Here is a 13427-nt window from a genome sequence, read left to right on the forward strand (position 1 = left end):
GCGCGGCTCACGTGGCGATCAGGAGAACGGCTTCGGGAGAGGAGCGTCGAAGTCGTAGAGGCGGGCGTCGACGTGATCGAGCGCGCGCCGTACCGCGCCCAGGACCACGGCCTGCTCCCCCAGATCGGAGATCGCCACCACGGGAGGTTCGAGGCAGAACGGGTCCAGGTGCCGGCGCAGCGGCGCGAGCAGCACGTCACCCGAGCGCGAGACGCCGCCGCCGAGCACCACCAGCTCGGGATCCACGGTCAGCACCAAGGCGGCGATGCCCTCCGCCAGGTCGCGGGCGTACTGCTCGACCGCCCATTGCGCGGCCGGGTCATCGGACCTGGCCGCGGCGAAGACCTGAGCGGCGGCGTCCCGTGGCGCCGTGCCGGGCGGCAGGCCCTGGAAGCCGGTCAGGTGGACGGGCGCGCGGTGCCAGCCGACCAGGGGCAGCGCGCCGATCTCCCCCGCACCGCCCCTGGCGCCTTTGAGCAGCTTGCCACCCACCAGGATGCCCGCGCCCGTACGCACGCCGGACAGCACGAACACCAGGTCGTCGACGCTGCGGGCCTGGCCGCGCCAGCGCTCGGCGAGCGCGGCCAGGTTGCAGTCGTTCTCCACCAGCACGGGGCAGTCGAAGCCGGCGCGCAGCTCGCCCGCCAGATCGAGGCCGGTCCACTCGGGCAGGCCGACCGACAGCTTCACCACGCCCTCGGCGGTCACCACCCCGGTGGTGCCCGCGCAGACAGCGGCGATGCGGTCAGCGGTCAGCCCGCCGGCGTCCAGCGCGGCCGCGATCGCCGTCCTGAGGCCCGCCAGCCGCTCGGCGCGGCCGGCGGTGGCGGAGATCTGCTCGTCGTGCGCGGCCACGACCGCGCCGTCCAGGTCGGCGACGCTGACCCTGAGCGTGTAGGAGCCGATGTCGATCCCGAGCACGTGGCCGCCCGTCGCGTGGAAGGCGAACAACCTGGCCGGCCGCCCCATCTGACCGCTCTCCGGCGGCAGCTCCCTGAGCCAGCCCGCCGCCAGCAGCTCCTCGACCAGGCCCTCCACGGTCGGCCTGGAGAGCGCCGCTCCCCTGGCGAGGTCGGTCAGCCCGATCGGCCCCTGCGACCGGACCGTGCGGAGCGTGGTCACGAGGTTGATCCGGCGAAGCCGTGAGGTGTCGCCACCACGAATTGTCACGCTTGCCCCCTTGACAGATCTTGCGTCGCAGAAATAAAAACAACCTTCATTAGTATGTTACAACTCGTAGGGGATGCGGATGGTCACTCTTGCCGTGATTGGGGCGGGCCTGCGCGGCACCGGCTACGCCAGGCTAGCGCGCGAAATCGGGCTCGCCGAGGTCGTGGCCGTCGCCGAGCCCGACCAGGACAGGAGGGCGGACTTCGCGGCCGAGCACGGCATCCCGGTCGAGCGCGTCTTCGCCGACTGGCGTGACCTGCTGGCCGGCGAGCGGCTGGCCGACGCGGTGATCGTGGCCACGCAGGACCGCCTGCACCTCCAGCCCGCCGTACGGGCGGCCGAGCTGGGTTACCACATCCTGCTGGAGAAGCCGATGGCGCCGACGGAGGAGGACGCCACGGCCATCGCCGAGGCCGCCGACCGCAACGGCGTGATCCTGGCGGTCTGCCACGTGCTGCGCTACGCGCCCTACACCACCAGGCTCAAGGAGCTCCTGGACGAGGGCAGGATCGGCCAGATCATGAACATCCAGCACCTGGAGCAGGTCGGCTGGTGGCACCAGGCGCACTCGTTCGTGCGGGGGAACTGGCGCAACGAGGCCGAGTCGGCGCCGATGCTCCTCGCCAAGGCCTGCCACGACCTCGACTGGATCGTGCACATCAAGGGCGAGGTGCCCGAGCGGGTCTCCTCCTTCGGCAAGCTCGTCCACTTCACCAAGGAGAACAAGCCGGCCGGGGCCGCCGACCGGTGCCTGGACTGCTCGGTCGAGCAGTCCTGCCCCTACTCGGCCAAACAGCTGTACATGGAGGGCCTCGCCGATCCGGCTCGGCACGTCTGGCCGCTTGGCGCGATCACCCGCGACTTCACCGAGGAGGGCGTGCTCACGGCCCTGCGCGAGGGCCCGTACGGCAGATGCGTCTACGCCTGCGACAACGACGTGGTCGACAGCCAGGTGGTGATCATGGAGTTCGCCGACGGCACGAGCGCCACCTGCACCATGACCGCGTTCGGCGCGCTCGAGCACAGGAAGACCAGGATCTTCGGCACGCGCGGTTCGATCGAGTGCGACGGCGAGACGCTCCGCGTCCACGACTTCCTCACCAACGAGGTGTCGGTGATCGACGCCCTCGCGGGAGCGGACGCATCGGCCGCCTCCGGGCACGGAGGCGGCGACGGGGCGCTGATGGAGGCGTTCCTCGCCGCCGTCCGCGACAACGACCCGGCCATGGTCCCGACCAACGCACAGGCCAGCCTGGCCACGCACCGGGTGGTCTGGGCCGCCGAACGGGCCAGGCACACCCGCACCGTCGTATCGATAGGAAAGGCCCCCCACCATGCGTAAGATGACGGCTCTCCTCCTGATAGGCGCCCTCGGCCTGGCCGCCTGCGGCAAGAAGAACAGCGGCGAACCCGCCCAGCAGTCCCTGTCCTACCGCTCGTCCTGGGGCGCGGCGGAGCCCCAGGCGAAGATCATCAAGACGATCATGGACGATTTCGCCAAGGAGACGGGCGTCAAGGTCGACCTGAAGTTCGTCGGCCGCACCGGCAACGAGAACCTCAACGCCGAGATGGCCTCCGGCCAGGGCCCCGACCTGTTCGACACCACCACCGGCGACATCGACACCCTGACCGCCCAGCAGATCATCGGCCCGCTGGACGACCTGGAGAACACGCAGATCCCCGGCGAGGGCAAGACGGTCAAGGAAGTGCTCCCCGAGCCCGTACGGAAGGCCTCCTCCGGCAAGAACGGCCTGGCCTTCGTCCCGCACACGATCATCTCCACCGCCGTCTGGTACAACGCGGCCAAGCATCCCGGGCTGAACCCGCAGACCTGGGAGGAGTTCATCGACTTCCTCGACGAGTGCAAGAAGGCCGGCCGCACCCCGATCGGCCAGGACGGCACCATCGCCTTCTACAACGTCTACTGGTTCTACAGTCTGCTGGTGGGCGCCAACGGCGCGGGGAGCCTGGCCGAGCTGGCCAAGGATCCCGCCAACTGGGACAAACCGCAGGTGCTCGACACGGCGAAGAAGGTCGAGCAGCTCGCCAAGGGCGGCTACTTCCAGCGGGACTTCATGGCGACCAAGTTCCCCGCCGCGCAGAACGCCTGGGCGGCGGGCACGTACGACTTGAACCTCAACGGCACCTGGCTGGCCAGCGAGGTCCAGCCCCAGCTGGCTCCCGGCTTCAAGGTCGCCTCGTTCCAGGTCCCCTCCGGCGGCAAGAGGTCCATCGAGGTGGGCACCCTCGGCTGGGGCGTGAACGCCAAGGGCAAGAACGTCGGGACGGCCAAGAAGTTCCTGGCTTTCGCGCTGCAGAAGAAGTACATGGAGCAGTTCTCCACCACGGCGCTGAACATCTCCTCGCGCGGTGACGTGCCCGCGCCCGCGCACATGGCGGACGTGCAGAAGGCGGTGCTGGAGGCCAAGGAGACGCATCTGAGCTACGACTACGCGGGCGCCGACAAGACCTGGTGGGGCGACACGTTCCTGCCCCTGAGCGACAAGCTGCTCTCCGGCAAGATCGACGCGACCACGTTCGTCAGCGAGGGCAAGAAGCAGACGGCCGAGCACCTGGCGACCGGGTGAAAACGTACGAACGGGCCTTCTGGCCCTTCCTGCTGCCCGCGCTCCTGGTCTACACCCTGCTGTTCGTCGCGCCCTCGCTGTTCGGGATCTGGATCAGCCTCACCAGATGGTCGGGACCCGGCTCGGAGATGACCTGGCGCAGGCTGGACAACTACGTGGCGCTGCTGCACAACAAGGTCTTCGCCACGGCCTTCACCAACACCTTCGTGATGGCGATCGTCGGCGGCGCCCTGATCTTCGGCTTCACCTTCCTGTCGATGGTCGTGCTCAGGCAGCTCAAGGGGCGGGCCTTCATCCGGGCGGTCGTCTTCCTCCCGCTGATCATCTCGCTCATCGCGATCGGCGCGGCGGTGGGCTTCCTGCTCAATCCCGAGGGCGCGGTCAACACCGTGCTCGGCTGGGCCGGCCTGGATCCGCAACCGTGGCTCGGTCCCGAGATGGTGTTCCGCTGCATCGTGGGCGGGCTGGTCTGGTCGAGCACCGGCTTCTACGTCGCGCTGATGATGTCGGCCGCCGACGCCATCCCGGCGCACGTCTATGAGGACGCCCAGCTCATCGGGGCCACCAAATGGGAGCAGTTCCGGCACATCACGCTGCCGTTGACCTGGGACGTCTTCGCGGTCTCCGCCGTGCTCTGGGTGGTCGGCAGCCTGAAGATCTTCGACATCGTGCTGGCGTTCACGACGGCGGGCACCACTGCCGCACCGCCGATCCCGGCCCGCACGATCGCGGTGCAGCAGTACATCGTGGTGAAGGGCGCCGGCCTGCCGGAGCTCGGGAGCGCGGCGGCCATGGGCGTGATGACGCTCCTCGTGACGGCCGTACTGATCGTGCTGACCCGGCGCATCACCAGGCGTGATCGAGTGGAGCTGTCATGAGGCGTCTGATCGGGGACATCCTGCTGCCCAGGGCGACGGCCATCGCGCTGTGGGCCTGGGTGGCCTTCAACCTCGCCCTGATCGGCTGGGTGGGCATCCAGTCGCTGAAGGACTCGCGGGACGTGTGGCTGCATCCGTTCGCGCTGCCGGAGACCCCGCGATGGGACAACTTCGGCTCGGCGTGGCAGGCGGCCGAGTTCTCCGCCGCCGCCTTGAACAGCGTGGTGCTGACCGTGTTCGGCTCCGTGTTGATCGTGGGGGTGGCCGCCCCCGCCGCCTACGTGCTGGCGCGCTCGAGCCGGCGCGTCGCCGGCCCCACGATCAACTATTTCGCGATGGGGCTGAGCATCCCGCTGCAGACGATCCTGGTGCCGATCGTGGTGGTCAAGCTGTCGGTCTACTCGTTCATGGAGGACTGGGTGACGGGCTGGTGGGACAACCGCATCACCTTGCTGGTCTTCCAGGTGGCGCTGTCGATCCCCTTCGCGGTGTTCGTGCTCACCGGCTACATGCGGTCGCTGCCGCACGAGATCGAGGAGGCGGCCGAGATCGACGGGGCCGGCCCGCTCCGCGCGTTCGTCCAGGTCATCATGCCCGTGGCCAGGCCGGGCCTGACGACCGTGTTCGTGCTCAACGTCATGGGTTTATGGAACGAGACCCTGCTCGCCCTGCTGATCGCGCCCCTGCCCGAGGAGCGCAACCTGCCCGCCGCCCTCCTCGGCCTGTACAGCAGCATGCAGTACAGCTCCGACTGGGGCGGCATGTTCGCGGGCATCGTCATCCTGGTCTACCCCATGATCGTGCTCTACCTCTGGCTGGGCCGCCGCATCGTCGACGGCATGACCGCCGGGATCAGCAGATGACCCCGCGTGCCTTCTCCGTCGCCGACGGCGGTTTCCGGCTGGACGGCGCCGAGTTCAGGGTGCTGTCGGGCGCGCTGCACTACTTCCGCGTGCATCCTGAGCAGTGGCGGCACCGGCTCGCCATGGTGCGTGCCATGGGCCTCAACACGGTCGAGACCTACGTGCCGTGGAACCTGCACGAGCCGCGACCTGGAGACTTCCGCCGCGTGGACGACCTGGGCGCGTTCCTCGACGCGGCGGCGGCCGAAGGGCTCCTGGCGATCGTGCGGCCCGGGCCGTACATCTGCGCCGAATGGGACAACGGCGGGCTGCCCGCCTGGCTGACCGGCGCCATCCGCACCAGCGACCCCGACTACCTGGCCCACGTCGACCGCTACTTCGACCGGCTGATCCCCCAGGTGGCCGAGCGCCAGACCTGCCGCGGCGGCAACGTGATCATGGTCCAGGTGGAGAACGAGTACGGCTCCTACGGCAGCGACCACGCCTACCTGCGCCACCTGGCGGACGGCCTGATCAGCCGCGGCATCGAGGTGCCCCTGTTCACCTCCGACGGGCCGGACGACCACTGCCTGACCGGTGGCACGATCGACGGCGTGCTGGCCACGGTGAACTTCGGCTCCGAGCCCGAGCAGGCCTTCGCCGCACTGCGCGCCCACCGGCCGGACGACCCGCTCTTCTGCATGGAGTTCTGGTGCGGCTGGTTCGACCACTGGGGGCACGAACACGCCACCCGCGACGCGCAGGACGCCGCGGACACCCTGGAGCGGATCCTGGCCGCGGGCGCGTCGGTGAACGTGTACATGGCACACGGAGGGACCACTTTCGGTACGTGGGCGGGCGCCAACCGTACCGGGGACGACAGCGCCGGCCCGTGGCGGCCCACGGTGACCTCCTACGACTACGACGCCCCCATCGACGAGCGCGGCGCGCCCACCGAGAAGTTCTGGCGACTGAGGGACGTGCTCTCCCGCCACGGCGGCGAGCTCCCCGACGTGCCCGCCGTGCCCGCCACGCTGCCTCCCGCCACGCTGCGCCCCGAGCAGTCGGTACGCCTGTTCGAGGCGCTGGACGCCATCGCGCGGCCGGAGACCACCGCGCCGGTGCCACCGGCGTTCGAGGACCTGGGGCTGGATCACGGTCTGGTCCTGTACCGGACCACCGTTCCTGGACCGCGCGGGCCGTACCCGCTCACCCTGCGCGACGTGCACGACCGCGCGCACGTCTTCGTCGACGGCCGCCTGGCAGGCGTCGTCGAACGGGACGCCGCCCCTCCCGCACTGCTCGCGGCCGGGCACGCCGCCCTGGAGATCCTCGTGGAGTCGATGGGCCGGACCAACTACGGCCCGCTGCTCGGCGAGCGCAAGGGCCTCCTCGGCGGTGTCCTGCAGCACCGCCAGTACGTGCACGGATACGCGGCGCGGCCGATCCCTCTGGAGGACATATCGCGGCTGAGCTTCCAGCCGGGGACGACGGGCGAGCCGCTTACGTTCTTCCGCACCACGCTGGAGGTGAGCGAGCCCGCGGACGCGTTCCTGGCCTTGCCCGGCTGGGGCAAGGGGTACGTCTGGATCAACGGCGTCCTGCTGGGCCGCTACTGGAAGCGAGGACCCCAGCAGACCCTGTACATCCCGGCGCCCCTGCTGGAAACGGGCGCCAACGAGATCGTCCACCTGGAGCTGGACGAGGTGGGCTCCCTGCTGCAGATCCGCGCCCAGCCCTCGCACGACGGCTCGACCCCGCACACCCCGTAGCCACCTGCCGTCTTCGGGTGTCAACTCCCGGCACGCGACAGGACCTGCTCCAGCTGTGCCGGATCGGCCGCGCCACCGGCCGACAGGACGGTGCCGGCGCGGTCGGTCACCACCACGTACGGCGGCCACGGGATGTCGTTGCGGTCGAAGACCTCTGGGTCCACGACCACGGGCAACCCGGCGCCGCCGTATCCGTCCACCGCGCTGACCAGCACGACCTCCAGGCGGGCGGCTGTCGCGGCGAACTCCGGCAGCATCGTCCTGCACAGCCCGCACGCCGGCGAGACCAAGGCGTACATCGTCCGGTCACCGGCCGGCTCGGGAGCGCCGGTGAGGGCGAAGCGCGTGCCGGGACGCGGCCCGTACCCGGCCTTCTCCACCCGTAGCAGCCGCCCGGGCAGGAAGGCCAGCCCGAGCAGGACCGCCGCCACCGGAAGCTGCAGGGGGGCGAACGCGACCGGCCCGATCAGGGCCGCCGTCACCGCGAGGAGCAGCAGCAGGCCGGTACGCAGCAGCGTGCCGGCCCCGACGGGGTCATGACCGCCGAAGCACCCGCAGTCCACGGCCATCCGGCGCCGCATCACGGAGGCCATGGCCGCCAGGAACGTGGTGAACAGCATCCCCGCCACCACGGCGCCCCACCGCCGGCCGCCCGGCGCGAGCAGCAGCCCGGCGGCGACCAGCTCGGCCACGAGCAGGCCCACCGCGGCCGGCCCGGCCAGGCCGGCCGGGAGCACCTGGTAACCGGCCACCGACCGGGCGAAGCCGGGCACGTCCCGCAGCTTGCCCAGCGCCGCGATCAGCAGCACCGCGGTCACGGCGAGGTACGCCGACTCGGCGACGATCACGGCACCCTCTGGTGGTAGGCCGAGGCCTGCAGCTCGTACAGGCCGGCGTAGAGGCCGTCGCGTTCCATCAGTTCGGCGTGCGTGCCCTGCTCGGCGATCGTGCCGCCGTCGAGCACGTAGATGCGGTCGGCGTAGCGGACGCTGGCCAGCCGGTGGGTGATGAGCACGATGGCGCGGCCGTCGGCGTGGCCGCGGATCCGCTCGAACAGGGCGTGCTCGGCACGGGCGTCCAGGGCCGAGGTCGGCTCGTCGAAGATGACCAGCGCGGCGTCGCGGTAGAAGCCGCGGGCCACGGCGATGCGCTGCCACTGGCCGCCCGACAGGTCGTGGCCGCCGCGGAAGCGGCGGTCGAGCAGCGCGTCGTAGCCGTCGGGCAGCCGCGCCACCACCTCGTCGGCGCCCGCCGCGGCGGAGGCGGCGGCGAGCCGGTCCTCCTCCAGGGGCCGTCCCATGACGATGTTCTCGCGGACGGTGAGCGGCCAGCGCGTGTGGTCCTGGGCGATCACGGAGATCCGCCGCCGCAGCGCGTCGCCGTCGAACGCGGCGAGGTCCACGCCGTCCCAGCGGATCGTGCCCTCCTGCGGCTGATACAGCCCGGCCAGCAGCTTGGCCAGGGTCGTCTTGCCCGAGCCGTTCTCGCCGACCAGGGCGATGACCTCGCCCCGGCCGACGGTCACGCTGACGCCCGACAGCGCGGGCCGGTCGGCGTCGGGGTAGGTGAACGTGACGTTCTCGGCCGTCAGCAGGCGCAGCGGCGCCGACTCGGCGGGGGGCGACGGTAGGGCGGGGGGCGCGGGGACGCGTTCCCGGGCCAGCTCGCAGAAGGTCAGGTAGTCACCGAAGTAGAGACCTGCCTCGTAGAGCCGGTTCATGGTCTGGATCAGGGCGGTGAGCGACACCTGCCCGGTCCTGATCGCCAGCACGGCCGCGCCGGCCACCGACAGCGGGATGACGCCGACGGCCAGCAGCACGCCGAGCGCCACGTACACGCCGGCCGTGGCCACGCCGGTCAGCAGGTCGCCGGCCGCCTTGGTCGCGGCCCGCCGCCGCGCCACGTCGAGCTGGACGTCCTGCTCGAGGTCGGCCACCTTGGCGTATTGGCCGAGCAGGAAGTCCCGGAGCGTGAACGCCCGCACCTCGGCGGCGGGCTGCCGCTCGGCCATCAGGTCCGACAGCATGAACTTGCGCCGCCGCGCGGTGGAGAGCCGGTAGAACGCCTGGTAGCCCAGCCGCGCCATGCGCACCGCGGCCCATCCCGCCGGCACCGCGGCGACCAGCAGCAACGGCATGAGGGCCGGGTGCAGCAGGCCGAGCGCCACGGCCGAGGCCAGCACGCCCACCGCGCCGGTGACCACGGCGATCGTCGTCTCCACCACGTTGGCGGTGTCGGGCACGCCGCTGTCGCGGGCCCGCCGCATCGCATTGTGGAAGTCGTGGTCGTCGAACGCGGCCAGCTCCACCCGGGTGGTCAGCTCGAACAGGCGGGTCTCGGCCAGCCGTTCGACCAGCGGTTTGAGCCGGGCCTGCGCCCATCCGGCGCCGGCCAGCAGCGCGCCGCGCAGCCCCGTGGCGGCGGCCACGAGCAGCAGCGACGGAAGCGCGGCCCAGACCCGATCGGGCGTGGGGCCGGCGGCGAACAGCGAGGCCAGCACGTCGGAGGTGGCCACCAGGCCGAAGACGGTGAAGACCCCGGCCGCGAGGTTGCCCGCCAGGGCCACGGCCGTGTCGCGCGGACTGGCCTGCCACGCCATCCGCAGGGCGGCGGCGACCAGAGACGGCAGCCTGCGGGCGATCGTGCCGAGGGTGGCGGTCAGCAGGTGCTCGTCGTGGCTCTCCCAGTACTGGGCCACGAGCCCCGACCGGTCGTCCGGGACGCTCGTCGTGCGCCGGCGTCGCCAGAGCCTCACGCCGGAGATCCCCCCATCATGCCCGCCAATCTAGAAGATCAAACTCGTGGTGTAAAGGCGCATGTAAACACATTTTTGGCCGTTATGGCCACCTCTGGACAGGCTTCCGGATATATGCACATAATGCGTCCGTTTGCTCGCGACGCGGGAACGTATCGACGATTCCTGGTCGCGGGCAGGGCACGGGAAAGGTGCCTACCGGCGCCATCCCGAGGCTCGGATCCCCACGTCGGCCGCCCATAGGTGGCCAAGGAAGGAGCCCTCATGTCGGTCCTCGCCCTGGAGCCCCGCGACGCCGGAGTCCTGGAGTACGAAGACCTCGCCGTCGACTTCGAAGGCGAGCTCAACAAGCTGCTCCACGGCCCCCAGGCCTGCGTCAACACCTGCAAGCGTACGGTGTGCAGCAGCTTCCCGTGCTGCCCGTCCATTGTGTGAAGCGCCTGATCCCACGCGGTGACGCGTGGTGACGCAAAGCGCTGGGGAAAGGCCATCGGCGCTGTTCTGATGGCCTTTCCCTGATATCAGGCCAACGCGCTCCGTTATCGAGGGACGACTGTGGACAGCAATGTGCTCGCTCGCCTTACCCAATTTGCCGAGTTGAATGGTAGGGAAATATACGAGGACGACACGTGGATCAGCGTTCACGACCCTTACCACGACATTCCGTTACAGGGCTGGAAAATCCACATTTCCGCACGTCCCGGCACCCTCGCCGACACCCTTGAGCGCGCGTTGCCGATCCTGGCGGGCACCGGCTGCGCCTTCAAGGTCGCCCGCTCGGCCCACAGGCTCATGGAGCTCAACTCCGGCGACGTCGACCCGGGAGCCGTGGGCAAGGCCATGACGGTCTACCCGGAGCAGGACGCGGTGGTCGAGCTGGGCCACGCCCTCGCCGACGCCCTGTCCGGGCTGTCCGCCCCGCGCATCGTCAGCGATCGGCGGGTCCGCCCCGACGCTCCGGTGTACTACAGGTACGCCCCGTTCGCCCCGCAGTACCGGGTGGACGAGAACGGCGACTTCGAGCTGATCGTGATCGGGCCGGACGGCGAGCAGCTGCCGGGCGCGGCGGGCCCCGAGTTCACCTGCCCGCCCTGGGCCACCGACCCGTTCCGCCCCACGGCCCCTCCTGAGCCCGCCCCGTCTGACGCGCGGCCGTCTCTGGGAACGCTGCCGCCCGCAGAGACGGCCGGGCAGGTCGCCGGCGCCGGCCGGGTCATCGGCGGCCGCTACCACGTGACATCCGGCGTCGTACGCGGCCCGCGCGGCAACGTCTATCGCGCCACCGACGCCACCGGCCGACGGGTCGTGGTCAAGGAGGCCCGCGCGTACGTCGGGGAGAACGTCGAAGGCTGGGACCTGCGGATGTACCTCCGCAACGAGCTCCGCGTCCTCCAGGCGCTCAAGGGCGTGGCAGGCGTACCGGAGCCGATCGACCACTTCCGGCACGGCGAGGACGAGTTCCTCGTCATGACCGACGCGGGCAGCCGCGACCTCAACCGGTTCGTCGCGGAGAACGGCCTGTTCACCAGCGAGCCCGCCGGCGGCGAGCGCGATCTCGGCGCGCTCGCCGTCCGCCTGCTGGAGGTGATCGACGCGGTGCACTCGCACGGCGTCGTCATCCGCGACCTGTCGCCCAAGAACGTCGTGCTCGGCGACGACGGCCGCTGCACCCTCATCGACTTCGGCAACAGCAGGTACGACGGGCTGCAGCTGCCCGGTTGGAGCCGTGGCTACAGCGTCCCCGACCAGCACACCGACCGCGCGTCCGAGCCCGCCGACGACTACTTCTCGCTGGGCGCCACCCTGTTCTTCGCGGCCACCGGCATGAACCCGATCATGATCGGCCCGGACCCGGTCCGCAACGTCGAGCGCACGCTCATGTGCCTGGCGGGGATGTTCCCGGACGTCACGACGGGCGTCCTCGGCCTGCTCCCCGGCCTGCTGAGCCTCGACCCCGCCGACCGTACTGCCGCCGCCGCCGAGCTCAGGTCCGCCCCCGGGCGGCTCGGCGCGACGGCCGCGACCGGCGACGGGCAGCCGCCGCCGCGACGGTGGAGGCCGCCCGCCACGCCGAGGCTCACCGGGGAGCTGCTGTCCAAGGCGCTCGACCACTCCGTACGCGAGTGCGCGGCCTTCGCCGAGCAGCTGATGGCCGCGCCCGAGGACGCCCGCCGCGAGAGCCCGCCGGTGACCAACGTCTACGGCGGCAGTGCCGGAGTCGGCATGGAGCTGCTGCACCACCCGGAGGCCCGAGCCGTGGCCGCCGACCTGGCCCGGTGGACGGCCCGCGTGATGCCGCCCGCCAAGCTCCCGCCCTCGCTGTACTTCGGCCGTACCGGCACCACGCTGTTCCTGACCGCGGCCCGCCTGACCGCCGCGCCGGAAATGCCGGCGCCGGCCCCCGTCACCCTCGACGGCCCGCAGCGGGCCGACCAGGCGCACGGCGTGGCAGGCATCGGCTCGGGCCACCTGGCACTGGCCGCCCTGGACCCCGGCGATGCCCGCCACCTGCGGATCGCCGCCGAATGCGCCCGGCTGCTGATCGCCGGGGAGGTCACGCGGTCGGAGGACGCCGTGGCGCCCGCCCAGCCCGGCTCCGGCGTGTCCGTCGACACGGCGTACGCACACGGCGACGCGGGCTGCGCGGACTTCCTGCTCTCCTACCACGAGGCCACCGGCGACCGGGCGGCGGGCGAGGCGGCCCGGGAGCGGTTGGCGGCGCTGGCCGTACGGGCCGAGGCGCTGATCGGCGAGCTGCACGGCCCGGACGCCCGCGCGATGGGAGCCTCCTGGTGCCAGGGCATGTCCGGCATCGCCGGCGCGCTGGCCCGCGCGGCCCGCGCGTACGGCGAGGACCGTTACCTGGAGCTGGCCGAGCGGGGCGCGCGGGCGTGCCTGGTCGTCGCCCCGCAGGCCTGGGTGGTCTCTCAGTGCTGCGGCCTGGCGGGCATCGGCGAGGCCCTGATCGACCTGGCGATGATCACGGGCGATGACGGCTACTGGCGCCACGCCGAGAAGACCGCCGAGCTGATGCTGGTACGGGCCGGCGGCGAGCCGGCGCAGCCGGTCTTCCCCGGCAACGACCTCGACAAGGCGGCCTACACCTGGAGCACCGGCACGGCGGGCGTCGTGTCGTTCCTGCGCCGCCTCGACCGCCGCTCGGGGACGCGCCTGTGGACGGCCGGCTGGCGGCTGCCCGCAACGGAAGCCCCTCCCACCCAGGATCGCCACTTGCTAATTTGAAGGCGACAGCACGAGGGCCGGGTGATCCGTGACGCGCCGCAGAGTGTGGTCAAGGTCGCGATCGCTCCGGACGGATCCTGGCTCGCCACCGGCGACAATGGGGGGCGGTTTCCGCCGGTTGGGGTACTTCGCCGACTTCGACGGCGGAACGATCCATCTGTGGGACGCCTCCATCCGCT

The 13427-nt window shown here is 71.2% G+C and carries 10 protein-coding genes; 7 read left to right on the forward strand and 3 right to left on the reverse strand.

The genetic code is table 11. The features are described from left to right. Window positions 1-18: 18 nt before the first annotated feature. Window positions 19-1170 (reverse strand): ROK family transcriptional regulator, encoded by a 1152-nt coding sequence (locus HD596_RS01130; protein ID WP_185067455.1) that lies wholly within the window; start codon window positions 1168-1170, stop codon window positions 19-21. Between the two features lie 79 nt (window positions 1171-1249). Here HD596_RS01130 and HD596_RS01135 point away from each other — a divergent pair, with 79 nt between their 5' ends. The 5 genes from HD596_RS01135 to HD596_RS01155 are packed head-to-tail and all read left to right on the forward strand — an operon-like array spanning window position 1250 to window position 7250. Then, complete coding sequence (locus tag HD596_RS01135; RefSeq protein WP_313042219.1) at window positions 1250-2512, forward strand: Gfo/Idh/MocA family protein; 1263 nt, start codon at window positions 1250-1252, stop codon at window positions 2510-2512. A 1-nt stretch (window position 2513) separates the two neighbouring features. After that, entirely contained in the window at window positions 2514-3758 is a 1245-nt protein-coding gene (locus HD596_RS01140) for an ABC transporter substrate-binding protein (RefSeq protein WP_185067457.1), read from the forward strand. Then, window positions 3755-4636 (forward strand): carbohydrate ABC transporter permease, encoded by an 882-nt coding sequence (locus tag HD596_RS01145; RefSeq protein WP_185067458.1) that lies wholly within the window; start codon window positions 3755-3757, stop codon window positions 4634-4636. Before HD596_RS01140 ends, HD596_RS01145 begins: the two co-directional genes overlap by 4 nt. Beyond that, complete coding sequence (locus HD596_RS01150; RefSeq protein ID WP_185067459.1) at window positions 4633-5499, forward strand: carbohydrate ABC transporter permease; 867 nt, start codon at window positions 4633-4635, stop codon at window positions 5497-5499. Before HD596_RS01145 ends, HD596_RS01150 begins: the two co-directional genes overlap by 4 nt. After that, window positions 5496-7250 carry a glycoside hydrolase family 35 protein gene (locus tag HD596_RS01155; RefSeq protein ID WP_185067460.1) on the forward strand — a complete coding sequence of 585 codons (1755 nt, stop codon included), beginning with the start codon at window positions 5496-5498 and terminating at the stop codon, window positions 7248-7250. Before HD596_RS01150 ends, HD596_RS01155 begins: the two co-directional genes overlap by 4 nt. 20 nt (window positions 7251-7270) lie before the next feature. Here HD596_RS01155 and HD596_RS01160 read toward each other — a convergent pair whose 3' ends face one another. Together HD596_RS01160 and HD596_RS01165 are read right to left on the reverse strand one after the other, a co-directional pair. Continuing rightward, the gene (locus tag HD596_RS01160; protein ID WP_185067461.1) at window positions 7271-8098 is read right to left on the reverse strand and encodes a MauE/DoxX family redox-associated membrane protein; all 828 of its coding nucleotides are present in this window, start codon (window positions 8096-8098) and stop codon (window positions 7271-7273) included. Beyond that, window positions 8095-10005, reverse strand: a complete 1911-nt coding sequence (locus HD596_RS01165; RefSeq protein ID WP_313042224.1) for an ABC transporter ATP-binding protein — start codon at window positions 10003-10005, stop codon at window positions 8095-8097. The genes HD596_RS01160 and HD596_RS01165 overlap by 4 nt, the downstream gene beginning before the upstream one ends. Window positions 10006-10269: 264 nt before the next feature. Here HD596_RS01165 and HD596_RS01170 point away from each other — a divergent pair, with 264 nt between their 5' ends. Further along, window positions 10270-10440 carry an SflA family class IV lanthipeptide gene (locus tag HD596_RS01170; RefSeq protein WP_165974944.1) on the forward strand — a complete coding sequence of 57 codons (171 nt, stop codon included), beginning with the start codon at window positions 10270-10272 and terminating at the stop codon, window positions 10438-10440. Between the two features lie 132 nt (window positions 10441-10572). After that, the gene (gene lanL / locus HD596_RS01175; protein WP_313042229.1) at window positions 10573-13248 is read left to right on the forward strand and encodes a class IV lanthionine synthetase LanL; all 2676 of its coding nucleotides are present in this window, start codon (window positions 10573-10575) and stop codon (window positions 13246-13248) included. Window positions 13249-13427: the final 179 nt, after the last annotated feature.

The sequence above is a fragment of the Nonomuraea jabiensis genome, from assembly GCF_014204795.1.
Lineage (GTDB): Bacteria > Actinomycetota > Actinomycetes > Streptosporangiales > Streptosporangiaceae > Nonomuraea > Nonomuraea jabiensis.